This window comes from Enterobacter chengduensis (assembly GCF_001984825.2).
GTDB classification, from domain to species: domain Bacteria; phylum Pseudomonadota; class Gammaproteobacteria; order Enterobacterales; family Enterobacteriaceae; genus Enterobacter; species Enterobacter chengduensis.
The window spans coordinates 3,750,399-3,776,137 of record NZ_CP043318.1; the positions used below are offsets into that span (position 1 = coordinate 3,750,399).

Sequence of the window (25,739 nt, forward strand, 5' to 3'; positions counted from 1 at the left end):
TATCCTCACAGTGCGCCGCGACGGCTCTTGGCGTAGGTGTCAAACGCCACCGCCAGAACGATAATTAATCCGGTGATAATCTGCTGGTAGTAGGCCGAGACGTTCATCAGCACCAGGCCGTTAATCAGAATACCCATGATGATGGAGCCGATAATGGTGCCGCCGATGCGCCCGTAGCCGCCCATCAGCGAGGTGCCGCCAATCACCACCGAGGCAATGACGCGCAGCTCAAAGGAGATCCCGGCCACCGCCTCGGCGCTTCCCAGACGGGCGCTCAGAATGAAGCCCGCCAGCCCCGCCAGGCAGCCAATCAGCACGTAGACGCTGACCAGCACGCGCTTGACGTTCACCCCCGCCAGGCGCGCCGCCTCCGGGTTACCGCCGATGGCGTAGACGAAGCGGCCCCAGCGGGTTTTATGCAGCGCCAGATAGCCGCCGAGGGCGACGAGGGCGAAGATCCAGATCGGAATGGAGATGCCGAGCAGCTCCCCGCGCCCCCACCAGCGGTAGCCCTGATCGAAACCGGCAATCGGCGCGCCGTCGTTAATCACCAGCGTCAGGCCGCGCCAGATGGTCATCCCGCCGAGGGTCACGATGAACGGCGGCAGGCGCAGGCGGGTCACGCCCAGCCCGTGCAGGAAGCCAATCGCCGTGCCCATCGCCAGACAAATCCCCAGCCCGATTAGCCAGCTCATGCCGCCCCAGGCGTTCGGGTCGACGGTGGTGAAGTTGTCGCCCTTAATCACGTACGCCGCGGTCATGGCGCACACCGCCAGAATGGAGCCCACGGAGAGGTCGATCCCGGCGGTGAGAATGACGAAGGTCATCCCCACGGCCATGATCCCGTAGATGGAGACTTCGGTCAGAATGTTGAAAATATTGCGCTCAGAGAAAAAGTTGCTGTTCTGCGACTGGAAGAAGATCAGCAGCAGGATCATGAAAATCAGCACCCCGAAGCGCTCGAAGAAGGCGATGGGATCGATGCGTCCGGCGCGTTTGGCCGGGGCCTGCGTTTTAGTAATCATCTGCGTCATGAGAAACTCCGTTATGCCGCGTTCAGGGCGTTGTGGTTGATGGCCATCATCGTCATCAGCCGTTCTTCATTAGCGTCGTCACCGTGGATCTCACCGGTCACCCGCCCTTCGCTGAGGGTGATGATCCGATCGGACACCGCCATCACTTCCGGCAGATCGGAGGAGATCACGATCACCGCCACGCCCTTTTTCGCCATGTCAAAGAGCACCTGGTGCACTTCCGATTTGGTCCCCACGTCGATGCCGCGCGTCGGCTCATCGACGATCAGCACCCGCGGGTTGAGCGCCATGCAGCGCGCGAGGATCACCTTTTGCTGGTTGCCGCCGGAGAGCTTGCGCACCTCCTGCGCGCTGTTGACCATCTTGATCTGCAGCGCCTTGCGGTAGGACTCAATCAGGTCGTCCTCTTTGCGGGTGTTCACGAACCAGCGCCACTGCAGCAGCGAAGAGAGGCAGGAGAGCGACAGGTTGTCGCGGATCGACAGCCCCAGCACCGCCCCCTCTTTTTTGCGGTCTTCCGGCACCAGCGCCACGCCCTGATCGAGGGCATAGAGCGGGTCGCGCGGCTGGTAAGGCACGCCGTCCAGCTCAAAGCTGCCGGAGGTAAACGCATCTGCGCCGAACAGGCAGCGCGCCACCTCGGTACGCCCCGCGCCCACCAGCCCGGCAATGCCCAGCACTTCCCCGGCGTGGACGTGGAAGCTGATGTCGTGCAGGGCGATGCCGTGCGGATCCAGCGGCGGCTTTTCGCGGCTCAGCCCCTTCACCGCCAGGCGGACGGGTTTGTCCTCATGATGCGTTTCGCTGGCGGGGCGACGGTTAAAGGCCACGTCGCGACCGACCATCAGGCGGATCAGCTGTTCGACGTTGGTCTCCGCCACCGCGCCGGTGCCGGTGAAGCGGCCGTCCTGGAAAACGGTGAAGCGATCGCAGAGCTGAAAAACTTCGTGCAGGCGGTGGGTGACGTAAATAATGCTCACCCCGCGGTTTTTAAGCTCGCGCACCACGCGGTGCAGGCTTTCCACCTCGCTGTCGCTCAGCGCGGCGGACGGTTCGTCCATGATAATCAGCCTGGCGTTGAGGGTCAGCGCCCGGGCGATCTCCACCATCTGCTGCTGGGCGACGCTCAGGCGGGCGACCGGCGTGGTCGGCGCGACGTTCAGCTGCAGGTAGTCGAGAATGACCTGCGCCTCCTGGTTAACCGCCTTTTCGTCAACGATCAGGTTACGCCTGCGCGGCTCGCGCCCGAGAAACATGTTTTCCGCGACGGTCATGTTGGGCAGCAGGTTGAATTCCTGGTAGATGGTGATAATGCCCTTGTTCTGCCGCTCAACGGGGGAGTCGTCCACCGGCAGCGTTTCGCCGTTGAACCAGATCTCCCCGCGCGTTTGCGGCTGCGCGCCCGCGAGCGCCTTCAGCAGCGTGGATTTTCCCGCCCCGTTTTCCCCCAGCAGGGCGTGAATTTCGCCCGCGCCGACGGTCAGCTGAGCGCTGCTCAGCGCCCAGACGCCGGAAAAGCTTTTCGCCAGGTCGGTCACTTTCAGTAAGGGTTGCGACATCGGTCTGCTCCTCCTCATGATGAGCCGCCGGAGGCGGCTCGGGACTTATCAGTTACCGGCCTCACCGATACGCTCGGCCTGCTGCAGGTTCTCTTTGGTGATCAGGGTCGGCGGGTAGTCGGCCCCGGTGATGGCTTTCTTCTCGCGCACGTTGGCCACCAGCTGGCTCATCGCCGTCTGCACCGCAAAGCCCGGACGCTGGTCCGCCGTTACCGCCAGCCAGCCGTCGCGCACGCGGGCCAGCGCTTCCGGTACCGCATCAAAGCCGGTGACCAGAATTTCGCCCGGCTTCACGCCCTGGCTCTGCAGGGCTTCAATCGCCCCCAGCGCCATATCGTCGTTGGCGGAGAGGATCACCTGCGGGCGTTTCGGCAGCGAGGGCAGCACGCTTTCCACAATGCGCATCCCTTCCGAACGCATCCAGTTGCCGGTCTGATCGGCGACGATCCTGTACTTCTCCCCGCCTGCCTTCAGGCTGTCGCGGATCCCTTTGGTGCGTTCAATGTTGGAGGAGGAGCCCGGCTGGCCGGTCAGCAGAATGATGTCCGCGCCGTTGGGGAATTTGCTTTTGACGAAGTCGCCAACCGCCTGGCCGCCCTTGTAGTTGTTGGCGCCAAAGTGCGGCACTTTTTTCTGGCTGTCCACGGAGCGGTCAAGGGTGACCACCGGCAGCTTCGCATCCTGAATTTCATCCACCGCGCTGGAGACCGCGTTCACGTCGTTTGGGGAGACGATAAAGCCCTGCGCCCCGCGGGTGATGGCGTTTTCCAGGTCAGCCACCTGCTTCGGCGAGCTGCCCTGCCCGTCCAGCACCTGAAGCTTCACGCCCATCTCTTTTGCGGCTTTCACCGCCGTGCGCTGCATGTGAACTTCAAACGGCATGGCCAGGTTTGGCGTACTGAAAACAATTTGCTCGTTTTCGGCGAGGGCGGCCCCGGACGTCATGGCGATGAGGGCGGCTACGATCAGTTTTTTCATTATTATGTCTCTCTGTGTAGGGTGGTTGTGTTTAGAGGACGATCTCGCGCTGGCTGCGCAGCGACTCCAGCGCCTTATCCGCGAGGTACAGCGCACGTTCACCATCATCGCCGCTGCAGTCAGGCACCGCTTCGCCGCGCAGGACCGCAACAAAGTGTTCCCATTCCGCGGCGTAAGCGGATTTATAGCGCTGCAGGAAGAAGTGTTCCGGCAGCGCGCTGGTGCAGCCCTGTTTGCCGTAGTGCTGCACCTGATTTTCCAGAATGTTGCCCGCGCACAGCAGCCCTTCGGAGCCGTGCAGCTCCAGACGCTGGTCGTATCCATAGGAAGAGCGGCGGCTGTTGACGATGGTGGCCATCGCGCCGGAGGCGTATTTCAGAACGATAAACGCGGTATCGATATCCCCCGCCTCGCCAATCGCCGGATCCACCAGGTTGCTGCCCTGGGCATACACCGACACCGGCTCTTCGCCCAGGATGAAGCGCGCCATATCAAAGTCGTGAATGGTCATATCGCGGAACATGCCGCCGGAGACGCGCACGTACTCCGCAGGCGGCGGGGACGGGTCGCGGGAGATAATCAGCAGCGATTCCGGCTTGCCGATGCGCCCAGCCTGCGCGTCGGTTTTCACCCGGCGGAACTGCGGGTCAAAGCGGCGGTTAAAGCCGATGAACAGCGGCACGTCGTACTCTTTGACCACCTTCAGGCAGTCGCGCACTCGGGCGAGGTCAAGGTGTACCGGCTTTTCGCAGAAGATGGCCTTGCCGTGGCGGGCGGCCATTTCAATCAGGTCCGCATGGGTATCGGTGGCAGAGGCGATCAGCACGGCGTGAACGTTAGGGTCGGTCATCGCCTCCTCCAGGCTCTGCTGGCGGGCCTGGTACTGCGCGGCGAGACGGGTGGCAAATTCCTGATTCGGGTCAACCACGGACCAGAGCGTGGTCGCGCCGTGGCTGGCGATGTTAGCTGCATGTACCTGGCCAATTCGGCCAGCGCCCAGTAAAGCAATGTTAAACATAACGGCTCCCGGTGTTGGTGAATGCTGTGAACTAACGACACTATAAATAAAACATTTATTTCATTTTTATAAATAGTGAAAATTATGTTTTTGAGTGTGGGTTAACACTTTTGAGATGAATGAGATAAATTTTGTTATCAATCTCACAACATGAGAGGGCGTGCGGCAACTCCCCTCACCCCGGCCCTCTCCCCAAAGGGGCGAGGGAGAAAAGAGTGCACCAAACACTCCCCTCTCCCCGTTGGGGAGAGGGTTAGGGTGAGGGGAAAATGAAATGAAAATTTCGTTACGGCGGAAAAACTTAATACTGGCGGGCTTTTTTCACCTGCGCCAGAGTGTGCTCCGCGGCTTCACGCACGGCAGAAGCCTCTGCCACCTGCGCGTCGCCGGTTCGCCACCAGGAGGCGTAATCGTGGGTCATGGTCTTCGGCAGCACCTTGATGTCCAGCAGCGTCGGGCCCGGATGCGCGCGCGACGCCTCCAGCGCCGCCAGCAGGCTTTGCTCGTCGTGTACCCGCCACGCGCGACAGCCGTAGCTTTCCGCGTTTTGCGCAAAGTCGACCTTCACCAGCGGCCCGTCGAGACGCCCGGTTTCCGGGTTGCGCTGGCGGTTTTCGGTGCCAAAGCTGCCCATGCCGTGCCCCATCTGCAGGTTGTTAATGCAGCCGAAGCTGGCGTTATCAAACAGCAGGACGGTGACCTTAATGCCCTCCTGAACGGCGGTTTGCAGCTCGGAGTGCAGCATCATGTAGGAGCCATCCCCCACCATGGCGTACACCGGCAGCTCGGGCCTGGCGAGCTTCGCGCCGATGGCCGCCGCAATCTCGTAGCCCATGCAGGAGTAGCCGTACTCCAGGTGATAGCTGTCCGGCGTTTTAACCTGCCAGAGGCGCTGTAAATCCCCCGGCAGCGAACCGGCCGCGCCCACCACAACGGCATTATCTTCAACATGCTGGTTGATCAGCCCCAGCACCCGCGTTTGGGTCAGGCGGGTGTTGAGCGTCTCGCCGTATTCCGCCAGCTGCGCGTCCAGGTGCCCCGCCACCTCGGGCGCGTCGTCCGGACGCCACTGGCGATCCCACAGGCGGCGGCACTCGTCGCGCCAGGCGGATTTCGCCTCGGCAATTTTCTCCCCCCAGCCGCTGCGGTAATCGCCGAGCGCCTGGGTCAATGCCTGCAGCCCGGTCTGGGCATCGGCAACCAGCGAGGTGGCGTCCAGCTTCAGGGCGTCGAACTCCGCCACGTTCAGCAGCAGGAATTCGACGTCCGGATGGGAGAAGAGCGCCTTGGAGCCGGTGGTAAAGTCGGTCAGGCGCGTGCCGATGCCGATCACCAGATCGGCCTGCGGCGCGAGCTGGTTGGCCGCCAGTCCCCCCGTCACCCCGACGCCGCCCAGATTAAGTGGGTGATCACTTACCAGCGCGCCCTTCCCGGCCTGGGTTTCGGCAAACGGCAGCTGCAGCGTCTCGACAAATTTGCGAAACGCCTCATGCGCGCCGGAGTAGCGCACCCCGCCGCCGCACACCACCAGCGGGCGACGCTTGCGGGCGATCAGCGCCCGCGCCTGCGCCAGACGCTGCGGATCGGGCGGACGACGCTCGATGTGGTGCACGCGACGCGCGAAAAAGCTCAGCGGATAGTCCCAGGCCTCGCCCTGCACGTCCTGCGGCAGGCAGATAGTCACCGCCCCGGTATCTGCCGGGTCAGTAAGCGTTCGCATCGCGCTGAGCATGGCGCTCATCAGCTGCTCGGGACGGTTGATGCGGTCCCAGTAGCGGGAGACCGGACGGAAGCAGTCGTTGGTGCTGATGCTGAGATCGTGATACTGCTCGATCTGCTGCAGCACCGGGTCCGGCTGGCGGCTGGCGTAGATATCGCCCGGCAGCAATAGCAGCGGAATGCGGTTAGCCGTGGCGGTGGCCGCGGCGGTCACCATGTTGGCCGCCCCCGGCCCGACGGAGGAGGTGACGGCAAAGATCCGCTGACGGCGGTGCTGTTTGGCAAATCCCGTCGCCATATGGGCAATGCCCTGCTCGTTGCAGCCCTGCATCACCTGCAGATGGCCCGGATCCTGCTCCAGCGCCTGGCCGATGCCGAGCACGTTACCGTGCCCAAAAATGGTGGCGACGCCCTCCACGAAGGGCGTTTCGTTGCCGTCCACGCTGACGTACTGTTGATTCAGGAACCGGACCAGCGCCTGGGCCATGGTCATACGTTCGGTTTGCATAAAACCTCCTGTCAGCCCAGCGTCGGCATGGAGAACGCAGCGCCAGTCTCCTGCTGCATTTCCGGCCAGCGCGCGGTGATGGTTTTCATTCGGGTGTAGAAGCGCACGCCGTCGCTGCCGTGGACGTTGAGCGCGCCGAAGATGGAACGCTTCCAGCCGCCAAAGCTGTGGAACGCCATCGGCACGGGGATCGGCACGTTGACGCCCACCATGCCCGCCTGCACCTCCTCGCAGAAGCGGCGCGCGCAGCCGCCGTCGCGGGTGAAAATGGCGGAGCCATTACCATATTCATGGCGGTTAATCAGGTCCACCGCGCTGGCGTAATCTGCTACGCGCACCACAGAAAGCACCGGCCCAAAAATCTCTTCTTTATAGATGGTCATCTCCGGGGTGACGTTATCGAACAGCGTCGGCCCGACGAAGTAGCCCTGCTCGTGCCCCTGCACGCTGAAGCCGCGACCGTCCACGCGAAGCGTCGCGCCCTGCGCTTCCCCGCTGTCGATGTATCCCAGCACCTTGCTGCGGTGGGCGGACGAGATGAGCGGCCCCATTTCGTTTTCCGGCGACTGGTCCAGTCCCGGCCCGACGCGCAGGGCGGCAATCTGTTTTTCCAGCCGGGCGCAGAGGTCATCGGCGGTTTTATCCCCCACCGCCAGCACCACCGAAAGCGCCATGCAGCGCTCTCCCGCCGCGCCGAAGCCTGCGCCCATAATGGCGTTGGCGGCCATCTCCATGTCGGCGTCCGGCATGAGAATGCAGTGGTTTTTCGCACCGCCCAGTGCCTGACAGCGCTTACCGTGGGCGGACGCGGTCTGGTAAATGTATTCGGCAATCGGCGTGGAGCCGACAAAGCTCACCGCCTGCACGCGCGGGTCGGTCAGGAGCACGTCAACGGACTCCTTATCGCCCTGCACCACGTTGAACACGCCGTCGGGCAGGCCGGCCTCTTTCAGCAGCTGCGCCAGCGCGAGCGCGAGAGAAGGATCTTTTTCCGAGGGCTTCAGCACGAAGGTATTCCCGGTCGCCAGGGCAATCGGGAACATCCACATCGGCACCATCGCCGGGAAGTTAAACGGCGTGATCCCGGCGCAGACCCCGAGCGGCTGCATCAGCGAGTGGCTGTCGACGCCGGTACCGACGTTCGCCGAGTGTTCGCCCTTTTGCAGGTGCGGAATGCCGCAGGCAAACTCCACCACCTCCAGGCCGCGCGTCAGTTCGCCCACCGCGTCGGAGAAGACCTTGCCGTGCTCTTCGCTGATGAGGCGGGCCAGGCGCACCATGTTCTCTTCCAGCAGCGCCTTGAAGCGGAACATCACGCGCGCGCGCTTGAGCGGAGCCTGGCGCGCCCACGCCGGAAACGCCTGCTGCGCGGCGGCAATCGCCTGCTCCGTTTCCTGCGCCGTACTCATCACCACCTGGCGGATCTGCTTGCCGGTGGCCGGGTTGAAGATCGCCTGAACGCGCTGGCCTGAACCGGTGACACATTCGCCGTGAATAAAATTCGCTACCGTCTCCATCCTTAACCTCTCGCTGTTGATACGTGACTGTGACCTGAACGCTGTGTACTGAACACTATACATGAAACAAATATTCCATTTTAAGTTGAAATAAAATAAATGATGATTATTGTGATCAAGGATGGATTTTTATGTTAACAGCCAGCACCACTGACGCCGCGTGCGCTATTAAGGAATTTCGGGCGAGGAAATGACTGAAGCTTCTGTTTCATTTTTGCTGCCAGATGGATGGCCGACATTTAAAAGACGCTGTTTTGCGTTTAGAATCATAAGACTGTATTTGGGGGAAAAGATGACGACAGCAACCAGCCTGAACGAACTGCAGCAGCAAATCCGCGATCGCTACGATAGCCTGAGCAAGAGGCTGCAGCAGGTCTCCCGCTACGTGCTGGATAACACCAACAGCGTGGCCTTCGATACGGTTGCCGTGATTGCCGAGCGCGCCGACGTGCCGCCCTCGACGCTGATCCGCTTTGCTAACGCCTTCGACTTCACCGGCTTCAACGAAATGAAACAGCTGTTTCGCATGAACCTGGTAGAGGAGACCGCCAGCTACAGCGACCGCGCCCGTCTGTTCCGCGAGATGGAGAGCGAGGCCGTGCCGGAAACCCCGCTCGATATCCTGCAGGAGTTTGCCCGCTCAAACGCGCAGGCGCTGCAGCAGCTTGCCGCCCGCGCCGAGCCGGAAATGCTGGAGCGCGCGGTGCAGCTGCTGGCCGACGCCGACACCATCTACATCGCCGGACTGCGCCGCTCCTTTAGCGTCGCCGCGTACCTCACCTACGCCCTGAGCCACCTGGAGTGCCGCCCTATCCTGCTCGACGGCATGGGCGGGATGCTGCGCGAGCAGATCAGCCGCATTAAGGCGCGCGACATTGTGGTGTCGATCAGCTTCTCGCCGTACGCGGAAGAGACGGTGATGGTCAGCGAAACCGCCGCCAGCGTCGGCGCGCGGCAGATTGTGATTACGGACAGCCAGATAAGCCCGCTGGCGACGTTCAGCGATCTCTGCTTTGTGGTGAAAGAGGCGCAGGTGGACGCGTTTCGGTCTCAGTCGGCAACGCTGTGCCTTGTGCAGTCGCTGGTGGTGGCGCTGGCTTATAGGTTGGGTGAAGGGAATTGAGGCAATAAAAAACCCCCTGCGCAGGCAGAGGGTTTAGGTGTTAATTCAGAGGGAGATTATTCCCACTCAATCGTAGCCGGTGGCTTACCGCTGATGTCATATACGACTCGCGATATCCCATTGACCTCATTGATTATTCTATTGGAAACACGGCCTAAGAAGTCATACGGCAGGTGCGCCCAGTGCGCGGTCATGAAGTCGATGGTTTCTACCGCACGCAGGGAAACAACCCAGTCGTACTTGCGGCCATCGCCCATCACGCCGACGGAGCGAACCGGCAGGAACACGGTGAACGCCTGGCTTACCTTGTTGTACAGGTCAGCTTTGTGCAGCTCTTCGATGAAGATCGCGTCTGCGCGACGCAGCAGGTCGCAGTACTCTTTCTTCACTTCGCCCAGCACACGCACGCCGAGACCCGGGCCCGGGAACGGGTGACGGTAGAGCATGTCGTACGGCAGACCCAGTTCCAGACCGATCTTACGCACTTCGTCTTTGAACAGCTCGCGCAGCGGTTCAACCAGACCCATCTTCATCTCTTTCGGCAGGCCGCCCACGTTGTGGTGAGATTTGATGACGTGTGCTTTACCGGTCGCGGAGGCCGCAGACTCGATCACATCAGGATAGATGGTGCCCTGCGCCAGCCACTTCACGTCTTCCAGCTTCAGCGCTTCTTCGTCGAACACTTCCACGAACACGCGGCCGATGATTTTACGCTTCGCTTCCGGATCGTTCTCGCCTTTCAGCGCGTCCAGGAAGCGCTGCTCGCCTTCCACGTGAACGATGTTCAGGCCGAAGTGGTCGCCGAACATGTCCATTACCTGCTGGGCTTCATTCAGACGCAGCAGACCGTTGTCCACGAAGACGCAGGTCAGGTTTTTGCCGATGGCGCGGTGCAGCAGCATCGCGGTTACGGAGGAGTCCACGCCGCCGGAAAGGCCGAGAATGACCTTGTCATCGCCAACCTGCTGGCGGATACGCTCCACGGCGTCGTCGATGATTTTTGCCGGGGTCCACAGGGCTTCACACTGGCAGATGTCGCGCACGAAGCGCTCCAGCATGCGCATACCCTGACGGGTGTGGGTCACTTCCGGGTGGAACTGCACGCCGTAGAAGCGTTTTTCTTCGTTCGCCATGATCGCGAACGGGCAGCTTTCGGTGCTGGCAACGGTCACGAAGTCAGACGGGATGGCGGTGACCTTGTCGCCGTGGCTCATCCACACGTCCAGCAGCGGTTTGCCGTCTGCGGTCAGGGAGTCTTCGATACCGCGCACCAGCGCGCTGTCGGTGACGACTTCTACCTGCGCATAGCCAAACTCGCGCTCGTTAGAGCCTTCTACGTGGCCGCCCAGCTGCATTGCCATGGTCTGCATACCGTAGCAAACGCCGAATACCGGCACGCCAGCTTCGAACACGTACTGCGGCGCGCGCGGGCTGTTCTCTTCGGTGGTGCTTTCCGGGCCGCCGGACAGGATGATGCCGCTTGGATTGAATTCGCGAATCTGTGCTTCCGTGACATCCCACGCCCACAGTTCGCAGTAAACGCCCAGTTCACGTACGCGACGCGCCACCAGCTGAGTGTACTGCGAACCGAAGTCCAGGATGAGAATGCGATGTTTATGAATGTTTTCCGTCATTGACGCTAATTCCGAGGCAAGTGAAACAGATTAAATAAATCGCCCGACACAAGGTCGGGCGAAGAAAATCAGGAGCCCAAACGATAGTTCGGAGACTCTTTGGTGATCGTCACGTCGTGAACGTGGCTCTCCTGGATACCCGCACCGCTGATGCGTACGAATTCCGCTTTGGTACGCAGCAGGTCGATGGTACCACAGCCGGTCAGACCCATACAGGAGCGCAGGCCGCCCATCTGCTGGTGAATGATCTCTTTCAGACGGCCTTTATAGGCAACGCGGCCTTCGATACCTTCCGGCACCAGCTTGTCAGCGGCGTTATCGGTCTGGAAGTAACGGTCGGAGGAACCTTTGGACATCGCGCCCAGGGAGCCCATGCCGCGGTAAGATTTGTAAGAGCGGCCCTGGTAGAGTTCGATCTCACCCGGGGATTCTTCGGTACCGGCCAGCATGGAGCCTACCATGACGGCAGCGGCGCCCGCGGCGATGGCTTTGGCGATGTCGCCAGAGAAGCGGATACCGCCGTCGGCGATAACCGGAATACCGGTGCCTTCCAGCGCTTCAACCGCGTCAGACACGGCGGTGATCTGCGGAACGCCCACGCCGGTGACGATACGGGTGGTACAGATGGAGCCAGGACCGATACCCACTTTCACCGCGCTGCAGCCGGCGTCAGCCAGCGCGCGAGCGCCTGCGCCCGTCGCCACGTTGCCGCCGATGATCTGCAGGTCAGGGTATTTGGCACGGGTGTCGCGAATACGCTGCAGAACGCCTTCGGAGTGGCCGTGAGAGGAGTCAATCAGCAGGACGTCAACGCCTGCGGCAACCAGCGCGTCAACGCGCTCTTCGTTACCGGCACCTGCGCCAACCGCCGCGCCAACGCGCAGACGGCCATGCTCGTCTTTACAGGCGTTCGGTTTACGCTCTGCTTTCTGGAAATCTTTAACGGTGATCATGCCGCGCAGGTGGAAGCTGCTGTCAACAACCAGCGCTTTCTCAACGCGTTTTTCGTGCATTTTTGCCAGCACCACGTCGCGGGTTTCACCTTCGCGAACGGTAACCAGACGCTCTTTTGGCGTCATGTACACGCTGACGGGCTGGTTCAGGTCAGTCACGAAGCGCACGTCACGGCCGGTAATGATACCGACCAGCTCGTTCTCTTCGGTCACCACCGGATAACCGGCGAAGCCGTTACGCTCGGTCAGGGCTTTTACTTCGTGCAGGGTGGTGGTTGGCAGAACGGTCTGTGGATCGGACACAATGCCGGATTCATGTTTCTTCACGCGGCGAACTTCTTCCGCCTGACGCTCAATGGACATGTTTTTGTGGATAAAGCCAATGCCGCCTTCCTGTGCCAGGGCGATAGCCAGGCGCGCTTCGGTCACGGTGTCCATTGCCGCGGAGAGCATAGGAATGTTCAGGCGAATGGTTTTCGTCAACTGCGTGCTGAGGTCGGCAGTATTCGGCAGAACGGTGGAGTGAGCGGGAACGAGGAGGACGTCGTCAAACGTCAGTGCTTCTTTAGCGATACGTAGCATGGGCAATATCTCTGACCTGGGTGGTTAAATATTGCCGTGGCATTATACAGAGCGTAACCGATTGCATCTACACTTTTTTGAAAAAAATGCTTGCGATTGCCTCTCAGCAGGTTACTATCGACTGAATAACTTGCTGATTTAGAATTTGATCCCGCTCACATGTTATCCTCTCAATCCCCCTCAATTTACACCGTCAGCCGCCTTAACCAGACGGTGCGTTTGCTGCTTGAGCAGGAAATGGGGCAGGTCTGGATCAGCGGTGAGATCTCTAACTTCACGCAGCCCTCTTCCGGCCACTGGTACTTTACGCTAAAAGACGATACCGCCCAGGTTCGCTGCGCAATGTTCCGCAACAGCAACCGCCGCGTGACGTTCCGTCCGCAGCACGGCCAGCAGGTTCTGGTGCGCGCCAATATCACCCTGTACGAGCCGCGCGGTGATTATCAGATCATCGTCGAAAGCATGCAGCCGGCGGGCGAAGGGCTGCTGCAGCAGAAGTACGAACAGTTAAAGGCGAAGCTCTCGGATGAGGGGCTTTTCGACCAGCAGTATAAAAAGCCGCTGCCCTCGCCTGCCCACTGCGTGGGCGTCATCACCTCAAAAACCGGAGCGGCACTGCACGATATTCTGCACGTCCTGAAGCGTCGCGACCCTTCCCTGCCCGTGATCATCTACCCGACCGCCGTGCAGGGCGACGATGCGCCGGGCCAGATTGTGCGCGCCATTGAGCTGGCGAACGCCCGTCAGGAGTGCGACGTCCTTATCGTCGGGCGCGGCGGCGGCTCGCTGGAAGATCTCTGGAGCTTTAACGACGAGCGCGTGGCGCGGGCAATCTTTGCCAGCCTTATCCCCGTCGTGAGCGCCGTCGGGCACGAAACGGACGTGACGATAGCCGATTTTGTGGCGGATCTGCGCGCGCCTACGCCGTCCGCGGCGGCGGAAGTGGTCAGCCGTAACCAGCTGGAGCTGCTGCGTCAAATTCAGAGCGGCCAGCAGCGTCTTGAGATGGCGATGGACTACTTCCTTGCCAACCGTACCCGCCGCTTTACCCAGCTGCACCATCGTCTGCAGCAGCAGCACCCGCAGCTGCGCCTGGCGCGTCAGCAGACCGTGCTGGAGCGTCTGCGCCAGCGCATGAACTCCGCGCTGGACAACCAGCTTAAGCGCGCGGTATCGCGCCAGCAGCGCGTGACCCAGCGCCTGAACCAGCAGAACCTGCAGCCGAAAATTTATCGCGCGCAAACGCGGATTCAGCAGCTGGAGTATCGTCTGGCGGAGACTATTCGCGCGCGCCTGAGCACCACCCGCGAACGTTTTGGCAATGCGGTGACCCATCTTGAAGCGGTGAGCCCCCTCTCCACCCTGGCGCGCGGCTACAGCGTGACGACGGCGACGGACGGCAAGGTGCTGAAGCAAACCAAACAGGTGAATACCGGCGATGTGCTGACGACGCGTCTTTCAGACGGCTGGGTAGAAAGCGAAGTGAAATCAATTAAGCCGGTAAAAAAGACCCGCCAGCGTAAAACCGGATAATTCTTCGCCGGTTACTTACTATACTGCTGCTATTCCCTTTTTTAATAAGGAGAGCAGCATGCCCAATTTTTATAGCGTTATTCCCCCCTATATTCTGCGTCGTATTATCGAAACGGGTTCCGAACCGCAGCAGCGCTGCGCCCGCCAGACCTTAACCCACGTCCAGACGCTGATGGCCCATATGCCCGGCAAACCCGCCGCGCCGCACGTGAATAAAGCCGGACAGCTGGAGCGCGATATTTACGACGCGAAGCAGACCCAGGAGCTGCCGGGTACCCAGGTGCGTTACGAAGGCCAGCCGTCGAATGGCGATGTGGCGGTCGATGAAGCCTACGATTATTTAGGGGTTACCCACGATTTCTTCTGGAAAGAATATCAGCGCGATTCGCTCGATAATAAAGGGCTTATTTTAACCGGCACCGTGCACTACGGCCGGGAATATCAGAACGCCTTCTGGAACGGTCAGCAGATGGTATTCGGCGACGGCGACGGGGAAATATTTAACCGCTTTACCATCGCTATCGACGTGGTGGCGCACGAGCTCAGTCACGGCGTGACCGAGACCGAAGCCGGACTGATCTATTTTGAACAGTCGGGCGCGCTAAACGAGTCTCTCTCTGACGTGTTTGGCTCGCTGGTGAAACAGTACCATCTCAAGCAAACCGCCGATAAGGCGGACTGGCTCATTGGCGAAGGGCTACTGGCGAAAGGGATCAACGGCAAAGGGCTGCGCTCCATGTCTGAACCCGGCACCGCCTATGACGATCCTCTGCTCGGCAAAGACCCACAGCCCGCGCACATGAAGGATTTCATTAAAACGCGCGAAGATAACGGCGGCGTGCATCTGAACTCGGGCATCCCTAACCGGGCATTTTATCTGGCCGCGACGGCGATCGGCGGCTACGCCTGGGAAAAAGCGGGTTATGCCTGGTACGACACGGTTTGCGATCGCAATCTGGCGCAGGATGCAGATTTTGAGGCCTTCGCAAAACTAACGGTAGCGCACGGAGAAAAACGTTCCGGCGGCGACGTTGGGGCTGCCATTAAACAAGCCTGGGAACGGGTGGGAGTGCTGTAAATGCAGGTTCCGGAACTGACGGATGACGCCGTGGTTGAGCTGGCCCGGGAAGGCGGCGTCGCTTTTATTCCTAAGCTGAGCGGCCAGCGCACCATCGCGCTCGCCTCGCTCAATGATGCTCAGCGCCAGCGCCTGGTGAGCATCCTGGAGCAGGCTTTTCCGCGCGGTCAACCGCCCGGGCAAGCCTCTTCACCCGGCAGCGGTGACCAGCGCTATTTCCGCATCCAGATTATCTGGACCGGGCAAAATCAGGCGCACTACGCCGATATCATCGTGCTGGTACCGGAGCAGGAAGCCCCCGAGTCGCTGGTCGAGCTATGGCAGAAAGGCGAAGGCTGCGTGTGCGATTAACGCTCTGCCGGAACAAACTCCACGCGCTTTTTAGAGATTAAGCCGTGGCCGTTCTGGCAGAAATAGTCCACCGCCCCGCAGGCTTTTAAAACCTGGAGCGGCTGATGGCACTCCGGGCAGCGGGCTTCAAGCGCAATATCCTTATTACAGCTCTCGCAGTGTGCCACCCCATTCTGCGGCTCCAGCGGTGCCTGGCAATCCGGGCAGGTAATCGTCATGGTGACTCCTTCAAAGCATTGTGGTCTGCAATAATTTTACCACGTCGCGGTCAGTGCGGGCCACGCAGCTGTTGCTGTAACGTCAGCAGCAGTTCCACTTCCGCTATTCTGCGGCGCGTCGTGCGGCTCACCTCTTGCGGATCCCGTTCAAAGAGGCTGTTGGCGCCCAGAATATGCTTTGCAAGACAGTGCTCGTAGATCGTGCCGGGAATGTTCCAGCGTTGACGCGTGTCGCCATTTATCAGCTCAAGCACATCTTCCGCGCCGTGCCGGTCGTAACTGATGGCCCGCCCGTCGCGCAAATAGAGCCGTAAGCCTTTTTGCCCGCCCGCGGGTCCAGCGTATTTATTAAGCCAGATATCCACCGGCACGCCGCTGATGCGGCCCTGAAGATGCGCCTCGCCTTCCGCCGTGGTCAGGTCGCCTTTTGCGATAGCGCAACCCAGGCGGTCTTTAGCCGTGACGACCCGCAGCGTCATATCGTCATTGCCGCCCAGGTAGCGCACGGTTTCTCGCAGCATCGCCAGCACGTGCGTACCGATATCCAGGATCACGCCGTCAGGGTGGCAAAGCGTTCGGGTATCCGGCTCGCCGGTGGCAAAGTTAAGCGCGATGGGTTCTCCTGCGGCGTTATATCCGCTCGGCTCCTGCAAAAAGCCGTCGATTTTGACGATGTCAGAGACGCCGCCAACCAGCGACCGCTTCACCGTTTCGATGCGCGCCATCCAGTGATCGAGGGCCAGCACGCGGGATGCAACGTCGGGGTCAGCCAGCAGCGCGTTGAGCTTTTCGATTTGGGGAAGCGTGGCGACGATCGGTTTTTCAACCACGATGCGGGAAACCGATGAGGCGAGAGCGTGTTCAAGCACCTCAAGATGGTGCAGCGATGTGGTGGTAATAAAGAGAGTATCAAGCGGTACGGCGAGAAGTTCCGTAAGCGAAGCGCAGCGCGTGATGCCTTCAGGCTGCCTGGTGGGGAGAACATCAAATCCAAAACAATGAACCGCGTGACCAAAAAGGTGACGCAACGCGGGCAGATACGCGGTATCCACGACCGCACCAAGACCGACAAATCCTAACTGCATAGTTTCACCTCTGGGTAGCGATGCCGGGGCATAACGCCTGCCCCGGCACACTGAGGCTTATGAGGCGTTAGCTGCCGGTTTAGTCTGCGCATTTTCCAGCATGCGGCGCACCGGAACAATGAGGACGATCAGCACCGCGGCACAAATCAGCAGCGCGATGGAGCAGCGCGCAAAGAGGTCCGGCAGCATATCCAGCTGGTCGGCCTTCACGTGGCCGCCAATCAGCCCCGCCGCCAGGTTACCCAGCGCGCTGGCGCAGAACCACAGCCCCATCATCTGGCCGCGCATTCTCTCCGGCGCCAGCAGCGTCATGGTCGCCAGGCCAATCGGGCTGAGACACAGTTCGCCAAGCGTCAGCATCAGGATGCTCCCCACCAGCCAGAACGGCGACACGCCCGCCCCACCGCTGCTCAGCACGTTCTGCGCCGCCAGCATCATCAGGCCAAAGCCCGCCGCCGCGCACAGAATACCGATAACAAACTTGGTGATGCTGCTCGGGCGGATGTTCTTCGTCGCGAGCTTCGGCCACGCCCAGCTGAACACCGGTGCCAGCAGGATGATGAACAGCGCGTTAATCGACTGGAACCACACCGCCGGGATTTCAAAATCACCGATCGTGCGGTTAGTGTAGTCGTTGGCAAACAGGTTGAACGAGGTTGGCTTCTGTTCAAACGCGGACCAGAAGAACGCCGCGGAGATCAGCAGAATGAAGCAGACCAGCAGTCTGGCGCGTTCTTTACGGTTCAGGCCAGCAAAGACAAACAGATAAATAAAGTAGAGGGCAACGGACGCCGCAATCACGTAGACCAGCACGCTGGCTACCGCGACCGGGTTAATCACAATCACGCCCTGCGCAATCAGCGTCACGATTGTTGCCACACCTGCCGCCAGCGCCAGCAGCCAGACGCCCACGCCGTTACGCTTCACCACCGGGCTGTTCCAGGTGGAGTCGAGGCCAACTTCGCCGTCATAGCGCTTCATCGCCGGAACGGCAAACACGCGGAAGATAATCAGTGCCACCAGCATTCCGATACCGCCAATGCCAAAGCCCCAGTGCCAGCCGTGGGTTTTAATCAGCCAGCCGGAAATCAGCGGGGCAATGAACGAGCCCATGTTAATGCCCATATAGAACAGCGAGAAACCGCCGTCACGACGCGCATCGCCTTTTTTATACAGAGTCCCCACCATGACCGAGATACAGGTCTTGAACAGGCCAGAGCCGAGCACGATGAACATCAGGCCGATAAAGAACAGGTTGTCACCCATGATGGCCGACAGCGCAATCGACAGGTGGCCGAGCGCAATCAGAATCGAACCGTACCAAACGGCTCTCTGCTGGCCGAGCCAGTTATCCGCCAGCCAGCCGCCCGGCAGCGCGGCCAGGTACATGGTACCGGCAAAGATACCGACAATCGCCGAGGCGTTTTCACGCGCCAGGCCCATGCCGCCGTCATAGACGGTGGCGGCCATAAACAGGATCAGTAGCGGGCGAATGCCGTAAAACGAGAAACGCTCCCACATCTCGGTGAAAAACAGCGAACCGAGCGGATACGGATGGCCGAAGAACGTTCGGCTCTCTTTTTGATTAACAGAGGATTGCATAATTCTCCCGAAAGGTATGTGTCGTGCTTGTAAACACCAGCAGGTACGCCGGCCAGTTACGTATCTGGCCGATTTTTTACATGCGGCGAAAAGTTAGTTAACCATTTGATAACCCGGCGTCAGGTTTGTCTAGTACCGGACCCTGGACTTTAAGATGAAAATTCGACGATTGTCTACTTTCTTAGATTTAAACTTGGTTAAAAGTGAATAGTGATTGACATCACACCGGGAAAACCGGCGGTATGATTGGGCAAAAAAAAGCCCGCGATAATCGCGGGCTTTCGTGAGACTGGAAAAGCTTATTTGCTTTTCTTAATGTGCTTAATCAGGCGCTTACGCTTACGCATCTGGTTTGGCGTCAGGGTGTTGCGCTTGTTAGCGAACGGGTTTTCCCCTTCCTTGAACTGGATGCGGATAGGCGTGCCCATCACGTCCAGCGATTTACGGAAGTAGTTCATCAGGTAGCGCTTGTAGGAATCCGGCAGGTCTTTCACCTGGTTGCCGTGGATCACCACGATTGGCGGGTTATAGCCACCGGCGTGGGCGTATTTCAGCTTCACGCGACGGCCGCGCACCAGCGGCGGCTGATGGTCTTCTGCAGCCATGTTCATGATGCGGGTCAGCATGGCGGTGCTCTGACGACGGGTGGAGCTGTCGTAAGCTTCACGCACGGATTCAAACAGGTTACCCACGCCGCTGCCGTGCAGCGCGGAGATAAAGTGCACGCGCGCAAAGTCGATAAAGCCCAGACGGAAGTCGAGGGTCTCTTTCACCTGCTCGCGCACTTCGTTGCTCAGGCCATCCCATTTGTTGACCACAATAACCAGTGAGCGCCCACTATTGAGGATAAAGCCGAGCAGAGAGAGGTCCTGATCGGAGATCCCTTCGCGTGCGTCGATGACCAGCAGCACCACGTTGGCATCTTCGATCGCCTGCAGGGTTTTGATAACGGAGAATTTTTCCACCACATCGGTGATTTTCCCGCGCTTACGCACCCCGGCGGTGTCGATGAGGACATACTCACGCTCATCGCGCTGCATTGGGATGTAGATGCTGTCGCGGGTGGTGCCCGGCATGTCATACACGACCACGCGCTCTTCACCCAGAATACGGTTAGTAAGCGTAGACTTACCAACGTTTGGACGACCCACGATGGCCAGCTTGATCGGCAGATCCTGCGGGTTGAAGTCGTCTTCAGGCTCTTCTTCGCCCTCTTCTCCGTCTTCGAACTGCGCCCAGTATTCAGCGTCTTCGTCCACCTCTTCCGGCGGGTTCACTTCGTCAACCCACGGCAGCAGAACGGTTTCCAGCAGGCTGGTGACGCCACGGCCATGCGATGCCGCGATAGGATAAATGTCACCCAGGCCCAGAGACCAGAAATCCGCGACGGCCTGATCGGCATCGATGCCGTCGGTTTTGTTCGCCACCAGGAAGGTTGGCTTTTCGCGTGAGCGCAGGTGTTTAGCAATAGCGGAGTCCGCCGGCATCAGGCCAGCGCGCGCATCCACCATAAACAGCACCACGTCCGCTTCTTCAATCGCCAGCAGCGACTGTTCCGCCATGCGGGTTTCCACGCCGTCTTCTGTGCCGTCAATACCGCCGGTATCAATACAGATGAACTCGCGTCCTTCCACCTCTGCACGACCGTACTTACGGTCACGCGTCAGCCCCGGGAAATCCGCAACCAGCGCATCACGGGTGCGTGTTAAACGGTTAAAAAGAGTGGATTTTCCAACGTTAGGGCGCCCGACAAGCGCGACCACAGGTACCATGTTTGAAGCCTCATAAAATTCAAAATAACGTCGCTTTCGCGGCGTTTTTAAAAATGTCAAAACGGCTCCTGAGTGAACAGGAGCCGTTTAGTATACTACAACCGCCGGGTAATTAACGCGTGATCGCGTACAGCGTGCCGTCTTTTGCCTGAATCAGCAGTTTGCCGTCGGCCACAACCGGATCGGTCAGGAAACCGGAGCTGTCGACTTTTTGCTGTGCCACGAAGCGGCCATTCTCCGGATCGATCCAGTGCATATACCCTTCGCTGTCGCCTACCACCAGGCTACCGTTGTACAGCGCCGGTGCGGTCAGCAGGCGGTGCAGCAGATCGCTTTGCGTCCACAGCGTCACGCCGCCTTCGGTGCTCAGCGCCAGCAGACGGTCGTTCTGGTCAACCATATAGATACGGTTACCTTCCACGACGAAATCATTCACCGAGCCCAGCTCACGTTTCCACATGATCTGGCCGCTGCGCAGATCCAGCGCGGTCAGGTTGCCGTTATAGGCCAGCGCGTAAACCACACCGTTAACGATGACCGGCGTGGTGTCGACGTCGCTCAGACGATCGATTTCCGTTGAGCCAGTGGCCTGGGAGATACGCTGCTGCCAGATCATCTGGCCCTGCTGCATCAGCACCGCGCTCACGCGACCGTTGTCACCGCCCACAATGGCAGCACCAAACGCGGTAGCCGGCGCGGATTCGCCGCGCAGGGAAAGCGCAGGCATATCCAGGTTAACGGTCCATTTTACCAGACCGTCGGCTTCGTTCAGCGCCTGCAGCTGGCCGTTGCTGGTATGAATCAGCACCAGGCCGTCGCTCACCACCGGACGAGACAGGGATTCACCCGCCACGGTTGTTTGCCAGGCAATGGAGCCGTCGCTGCTGTTCAGCGCATAAACCTGCGCTTTTTCGCTGCCTACGTAGACATGACCACCGGCAACGGTCAGACCGCCCGACAGCAGTGCAGGCTTACGAGAGAACCAGCCGTCTTTTTCCGCCAGGTTAACGGACCATACTTCTTTCCCGTCATCGGCGTTCACCGCTTTCACGATACCTTTGCGGTCAGCGGCATAAACAACGCTGTCTGCATACGCCGGATGAAGGTTGGAATAGAAATCACCAATCCCATTGCCCACGGAGACATCCCACGCGGTGGAGGGGGTAAACTGGTTTTCAACCGTTGGCAGCGGGGACATTTTCACAACGTCTTCTTCGCCACTGAACAGTGAACAACCACTCAATAACGTAACAGAAAGCAGTCCTGGCAGAAGTAATTTACGCAATTGCATCGGGTCCCTCTCAGACGGACAAATTATTTATTTTCATCTGCATCATTTCGCTCAGCGCAGGTGAAGCATTGCTATCCACGCCAGCTTGCCACGCTTTACGCGCGCCCGCTTTGTCACCTTTGCTCAGCAGTGCTTCACCGCGCAAATCGGCAACGATAGCTGCAAAACCTTCGCCTTTGATGGTATCGAGCGTTTTCAGCGCATCGTCAGCTTTTTTCTGCTGAACCTGAATACGAGCCAGGCGCAGATTGATCACCGCTTTAAGGTTATCATCGCTGGCCGCAGCAAGGCTCTGAGAGAGCTGAGCAGCGGCTTTATCCAGTTCGTTCTTGTCAACGTACTGCTGAGCCACTTCCAGCGCAGCCAGCGCGCCGTAGGTGTTTTTGTTGTCAGCCGCAAATTTCTCTGCCGCAACCAGCGTTTGTGGCCGATCGGCACGAATCGCGCTCACGGTATTTTCATAGGACAGAGACGCGCCGCGCGCGGAATCCGCCTGATGATTGTTCCAGTAACGCCAGCCTACCAGCGCACCGACACCTAAAATAACCCCAACAACCAGCGCTTTGCCGTTCTCAACAAAGAAGCGTTTAATCGCGTCGATCTGATCGTGTTCGTTCTCGTAAATTTCCACGCAGTCCTTCTCCTTAGCCCAATAGAGTGCGCAAGTGCGCCGCAATGCCGTCCTGCGTTACCGTTGTCTGCTCACCAGAGCGCAGGTCTTTCACCACCACTTCGCCGTTAGCCACTTCGGACTCACCCAGCACCAGTGCGATACTTGCGCCCCACTTATCGGCACGAGCAAACTGTTTTTTAAAGTTGCCGCCGCCATGGTTGGTCATCAGCTTAACGCCCGGCAGCGCATCGCGCACGCGTTCGGCAAGCTGCATCGCCGCAGACTGCGTTTCCGCGCCTGAGGCCACCAGGTATATATCGACAACGGAATCTGCTTTAAATTCCGGATTAACTGCCTGAACCAGCAAAACAAGTCGCTCAAGGCCCATCGCGAAGCCAACGGCAGGCGCTGCGCGACCGCCAAGTTGCTCTACCAGACCATCGTAACGGCCGCCCGCGCACACGGTGCCCTGAGAGCCGAGGCTGCTCGTCACCCACTCAAACACGGTACGGTTGTAGTAGTCCAGACCGCGCACCAGGCGCTGGTTCACGGTGTAGGCGATGCCCGCCGCTTCAAGCAGCTTGCACAGGCCCGCAAAGTGTTCGCGAGACTCGTCGTCCAGGTAGTCACCCAGCGCAGGCGCATCGTTCAGCAGTGCCTGAACTTCTGCATTTTTGGAATCCAGAACGCGCAGCGGGTTGCTGTACATGCGACGCTTGCAGTCTTCGTCCAGCTTCTCTTTGTGCTGTTCCAGGAACGCCACCAGCGCATCGCGATAGTTAGCACGCGCTTCCAGAGAGCCGATAGAGTTCAGCTCCAGGGAAACGTGATCGGCGATACCGAGGGCGCGCCACCAGCGGGCGGTCAGCATAATCAGCTCGGCATCAATGTCCGGGCCCTGCAGGCCAAAGACTTCCACACCCAGCTGGTTGAACTGGCGATAACGCCCTTTCTGAGGACGTTCGTGGCGGAACATCGGGCCGATATACCAGAGGCGCTGCTCCTGATTGTACAGAAGACCATGTTCGATGCCGGCGCGTACGCAGCCCGCCGTACCTTCCGGGCGCAGGGTCAGGCTATCGCCGTTGCGGTCCTCGAAGGTATACATCTCTTTTTCAACCACGTCGGTGACTTCGCCGATCGCGCGTTTGAATAACGGGGTCTGCTCTACAATCGGCAAACGAATTTCGCTGTAACCGTAGCTGCCGAGCACCTGCTTCAGCGTGCCTTCAATGCGCTGCCAGATGGCGGTTTCGCCAGGCAGATAATCGTTCATGCCGCGGATGGCTTGAATGTTTTTTGCCACGTTTATTCTCTTTCTATATACAAAAAAAACCCAAAGAATGGGTTCAATCATACATGGGAAGCTCACGGCTTCCCATCACGTTATTTTTCAACCTGCTGAACGCTGATACGCTGCGTCTCGTCCATCATCGCGGCTTTGGCGCGGATGCGGGCCTCAAGCTGGTCGATCATGTCGCTATTATCCAGACGATCTTTACGAACGCCATCTTCATAGAGACCACTTTTCTTGTTACCGCCGGTGACGCCCAGCGTTGACACCAGTGCTTCACCCGGACCATTGACCACGCAGCCGATGATGGAGACGTCCATCGGGGTGATAATGTCTTCCAGACGCTGCTCCAGGGCATTCACCGTACCGATCACGTCAAACTCCTGACGCGAGCAGGTTGGGCAGGCAATAAAGTTGATCCCGCGCGCGCGAATACGCAGTGACTTCAGGATATCGAAACCGACCTTGATCTCTTCGACCGGATCGGCCGCCAGCGAAACGCGCAGGGTGTCGCCGATCCCTTCAGAGAGCAGCAGCCCCAGACCGATCGCGGATTTTACGGAACCGCTGCGCAGGCCGCCCGCTTCGGTGATCCCGAGGTGCAGCGGCTGGTCGATCTGTTTTGCCAGCAGGCGATAAGATTCAACCGCGAGAAATACGTCTGACGCTTTTACGCTGACCTTAAACTGGTCAAAGTTAAGGCGATCCAGATGATCAACGTGACGCATAGCAGATTCAAGCAGCGCCTGTGGCGTTGGCTCGCCGTACTTTTCCTGCAGATCTTTTTCCAGAGAACCGGCGTTAACGCCGATACGGATTGGAATATTCTTGTCACGGGCGCAGTCCACTACCATGCGGATACGCTCTTCGTTACCGATGTTGCCCGGGTTAATGCGCAGGCAATCCACGCCGTATTCGGCCACTTTCAGTGCGATGCGGTAGTCGAAGTGGATATCAGCCACCAGCGGAACGCTGACCTGCTGTTTAATCAGTTTGAACGCCTCAGCGGCATCCATGGTCGGGACGGAGACGCGAACAATGTCCGCGCCCACACGTTCTAATGCTTTGATTTGATTAACCGTCGCTTCCACGTCCGTGGTGCGCGTGTTGGTCATCGACTGAACGGCGATAGGTGCACCATCGCCGATTGGCACATTCCCAACGTAAATCCGTTTCGATTTTCTACGTTGAATCGGAGCCTGGTTATGCATGAAAAATCTCCCGCGTTGCCCGTCTGTTACTGTGCTGCTGATTGTTCGGCATTAACGGTAAGACGTGCAACCTGGTTAGTTCTGATAAAGCGGCTCAGGTCGACAGGTTTTCCTTGATACTGGATCTGTACCGCTGCCGGAGCGCCGATTTTAAGTTTATAAGGAGCCTGACCGGTTAGGTTTAACGTGCCATCTTTACGCTGCAGGCCGCTGAACAGCTTTTTACCCGTCGCGTCAGTCACTTCCAGCCAGCAGTCGGCGCTGAAGTTCATCACCAGCGCGTTAGGATCGGCGGCTGTTGTCGCCGTGCCTGCCGGGCTGGTTGGCAGAGATGCGGCGGTATTGTCTGCAGGCTGGGTAGCCGCAGGCGCGTTCGCCGCCGTATCCACATTCGCCTGAGAAGGAGAAACCACCGCGTTTTGATCCTGAGCCTGAGGCGCAGCGGTGCTAGCCGCTGCGGTCGGGGCCTGCGCTGCACCGGTTGCCGACGCGTCTGGCGCGGCGGTCTGTGGCTCGCTGGAGGACGCTGCGCCCTCGGTATTCAGCGGCACGCTCTGGGCGTTATCATTCCCGGCCTGGTTAAGTTCAGCGGAGGATTGATCGGCCATAGTGGTGATCTCTTCCTGCTGCGCCTTGTGGTTTTGCCACCACCACGCGCCGGTCAGGCCGATTACGACAAACAGCACCAGCCAGGTAAAGCTCATCAGCCAGCCATCACGTTTTTTACGACGTTTCCCCAGGGAGAAGGTCTGCATCGGCGCAACTTTTGCTGCACGGACCGGGGCCTGCTTCTCCATCATTGGCAGTAATTCGTTTTCGGGGATGTGAACCAGTTTTGCGTAAGAGCGGATATAACCGCGCAGAAATGTTGAAGCCAGATCGGCAGGTGCCTTATCTTCTTCAATATCGCGAACCGTGGAAACCTTCAGGCACAAGCGTTCCGCAACGGCTTGCTGGCTGAGTCCGAGTTGTTCACGGGCGTTGCGAAGACGAACGCCAGTGGAGAGTGCTTCATGTTGGTCGTGAGTGGCTTCAGTATTCATTCGCTACAACTACTGGTACGTGA

Annotated in this window: 21 protein-coding genes; 4 read left to right on the forward strand and 17 right to left on the reverse strand. The window is 59.3% G+C overall.

The window, feature by feature from the left end; genetic code table 11:
* Positions 1 to 5: 5 nt before the first annotated feature.
* From FY206_RS18120 to FY206_RS18145, 6 genes are all read right to left on the reverse strand, one after another.
* Positions 6 to 1,034 carry an ABC transporter permease gene (locus tag FY206_RS18120; protein ID WP_032643583.1) on the reverse strand — a complete coding sequence of 343 codons (1,029 nt, stop codon included), beginning with the start codon at positions 1,032 to 1,034 and terminating at the stop codon, positions 6 to 8.
* A gap of 11 nt (positions 1,035 to 1,045) precedes the next feature.
* Positions 1,046 to 2,593: a sugar ABC transporter ATP-binding protein gene (locus tag FY206_RS18125; protein ID WP_032643585.1), complete on the reverse strand. Its 1,548-nt coding sequence runs from the start codon at positions 2,591 to 2,593 to the stop codon at positions 1,046 to 1,048.
* Between the two features lie 48 nt (positions 2,594 to 2,641).
* Complete coding sequence (locus tag FY206_RS18130) at positions 2,642 to 3,571, reverse strand: sugar ABC transporter substrate-binding protein (RefSeq protein ID WP_032643587.1); 930 nt, start codon at positions 3,569 to 3,571, stop codon at positions 2,642 to 2,644.
* A 31-nt stretch (positions 3,572 to 3,602) separates the two neighbouring features.
* Positions 3,603 to 4,589, reverse strand: a complete 987-nt coding sequence (gene iolG, locus FY206_RS18135) for an inositol 2-dehydrogenase (protein ID WP_032643588.1) — start codon at positions 4,587 to 4,589, stop codon at positions 3,603 to 3,605.
* A gap of 301 nt (positions 4,590 to 4,890) precedes the next feature.
* Positions 4,891 to 6,816: a 3D-(3,5/4)-trihydroxycyclohexane-1,2-dione acylhydrolase (decyclizing) gene (iolD, locus tag FY206_RS18140; RefSeq protein ID WP_032643590.1), complete on the reverse strand. Its 1,926-nt coding sequence runs from the start codon at positions 6,814 to 6,816 to the stop codon at positions 4,891 to 4,893.
* 11 nt (positions 6,817 to 6,827) lie between these two features.
* The gene (locus FY206_RS18145; RefSeq protein WP_032643592.1) at positions 6,828 to 8,333 is read right to left on the reverse strand and encodes a CoA-acylating methylmalonate-semialdehyde dehydrogenase; all 1,506 of its coding nucleotides are present in this window, start codon (positions 8,331 to 8,333) and stop codon (positions 6,828 to 6,830) included.
* A 292-nt stretch (positions 8,334 to 8,625) separates the two neighbouring features.
* Between FY206_RS18145 and FY206_RS18150 the strand changes: the two genes are divergently transcribed.
* A complete protein-coding gene (locus FY206_RS18150; RefSeq protein ID WP_032643594.1) occupies positions 8,626 to 9,456 on the forward strand; it encodes a MurR/RpiR family transcriptional regulator in 831 nt (276 codons plus the stop codon).
* Between the two features lie 56 nt (positions 9,457 to 9,512).
* On the opposite strand, the gene guaA is transcribed toward FY206_RS18150, so the two are convergent.
* Both guaA and guaB read right to left on the reverse strand, forming a co-directional pair.
* Positions 9,513 to 11,090, reverse strand: a complete 1,578-nt coding sequence (gene guaA / locus FY206_RS18155; protein WP_006811514.1) for a glutamine-hydrolyzing GMP synthase — start codon at positions 11,088 to 11,090, stop codon at positions 9,513 to 9,515.
* A gap of 68 nt (positions 11,091 to 11,158) precedes the next feature.
* Positions 11,159 to 12,625 carry an IMP dehydrogenase gene (gene guaB / locus FY206_RS18160; RefSeq protein ID WP_023333022.1) on the reverse strand — a complete coding sequence of 489 codons (1,467 nt, stop codon included), beginning with the start codon at positions 12,623 to 12,625 and terminating at the stop codon, positions 11,159 to 11,161.
* 159 nt (positions 12,626 to 12,784) lie between these two features.
* Here guaB and xseA point away from each other — a divergent pair, with 159 nt between their 5' ends.
* Genes xseA through FY206_RS18175 form a run of 3 tightly spaced genes read left to right on the forward strand, consistent with a single transcriptional unit; the run spans position 12,785 to position 15,587 of the window.
* A complete protein-coding gene (gene xseA / locus FY206_RS18165; protein WP_032643596.1) occupies positions 12,785 to 14,158 on the forward strand; it encodes an exodeoxyribonuclease VII large subunit in 1,374 nt (457 codons plus the stop codon).
* Positions 14,159 to 14,216: 58 nt separating this feature from the next.
* A complete protein-coding gene (locus FY206_RS18170) occupies positions 14,217 to 15,236 on the forward strand; it encodes a M4 family metallopeptidase (RefSeq protein ID WP_077064331.1) in 1,020 nt (339 codons plus the stop codon).
* Positions 15,237 to 15,587, forward strand: a complete 351-nt coding sequence (locus FY206_RS18175) for a protealysin inhibitor emfourin (RefSeq protein ID WP_032643600.1) — start codon at positions 15,237 to 15,239, stop codon at positions 15,585 to 15,587.
* On the opposite strand, the gene FY206_RS18180 is transcribed toward FY206_RS18175, so the two are convergent.
* The 9 genes from FY206_RS18180 to rodZ all read right to left on the reverse strand — a co-directional run bounded on the left by FY206_RS18180 (position 15,584) and on the right by rodZ (position 25,716).
* Positions 15,584 to 15,805 carry a zinc ribbon domain-containing protein gene (locus FY206_RS18180; protein ID WP_032643601.1) on the reverse strand — a complete coding sequence of 74 codons (222 nt, stop codon included), beginning with the start codon at positions 15,803 to 15,805 and terminating at the stop codon, positions 15,584 to 15,586. The two genes, FY206_RS18175 and FY206_RS18180, sit on opposite strands and share 4 nt — an antisense overlap.
* Before the next feature lie 50 nt (positions 15,806 to 15,855).
* Positions 15,856 to 16,890 carry a Gfo/Idh/MocA family oxidoreductase gene (locus FY206_RS18185; RefSeq protein WP_032643603.1) on the reverse strand — a complete coding sequence of 345 codons (1,035 nt, stop codon included), beginning with the start codon at positions 16,888 to 16,890 and terminating at the stop codon, positions 15,856 to 15,858.
* A 57-nt stretch (positions 16,891 to 16,947) separates the two neighbouring features.
* Positions 16,948 to 18,492, reverse strand: coding sequence for a peptide MFS transporter (locus FY206_RS18190; RefSeq protein ID WP_032643605.1), 1,545 nt, complete (start codon positions 18,490 to 18,492; stop codon positions 16,948 to 16,950).
* A gap of 299 nt (positions 18,493 to 18,791) precedes the next feature.
* Complete coding sequence (der, locus tag FY206_RS18195; RefSeq protein ID WP_032643714.1) at positions 18,792 to 20,264, reverse strand: ribosome biogenesis GTPase Der; 1,473 nt, start codon at positions 20,262 to 20,264, stop codon at positions 18,792 to 18,794.
* 112 nt (positions 20,265 to 20,376) lie between these two features.
* Complete coding sequence (bamB, locus tag FY206_RS18200; RefSeq protein WP_032643606.1) at positions 20,377 to 21,555, reverse strand: outer membrane protein assembly factor BamB; 1,179 nt, start codon at positions 21,553 to 21,555, stop codon at positions 20,377 to 20,379.
* A 10-nt stretch (positions 21,556 to 21,565) separates the two neighbouring features.
* Positions 21,566 to 22,186: a YfgM family protein gene (locus tag FY206_RS18205; protein WP_032643607.1), complete on the reverse strand. Its 621-nt coding sequence runs from the start codon at positions 22,184 to 22,186 to the stop codon at positions 21,566 to 21,568.
* Between the two features lie 13 nt (positions 22,187 to 22,199).
* The gene (hisS, locus tag FY206_RS18210) at positions 22,200 to 23,474 is read right to left on the reverse strand and encodes a histidine--tRNA ligase (RefSeq protein ID WP_032643610.1); all 1,275 of its coding nucleotides are present in this window, start codon (positions 23,472 to 23,474) and stop codon (positions 22,200 to 22,202) included.
* 80 nt (positions 23,475 to 23,554) lie between these two features.
* Positions 23,555 to 24,673, reverse strand: a complete 1,119-nt coding sequence (ispG, locus tag FY206_RS18215; protein WP_023308814.1) for a flavodoxin-dependent (E)-4-hydroxy-3-methylbut-2-enyl-diphosphate synthase — start codon at positions 24,671 to 24,673, stop codon at positions 23,555 to 23,557.
* Between the two features lie 26 nt (positions 24,674 to 24,699).
* Complete coding sequence (gene rodZ, locus FY206_RS18220; protein ID WP_032643612.1) at positions 24,700 to 25,716, reverse strand: cytoskeleton protein RodZ; 1,017 nt, start codon at positions 25,714 to 25,716, stop codon at positions 24,700 to 24,702.
* Between the last annotated feature and the right edge of the window lie 23 nt (positions 25,717 to 25,739).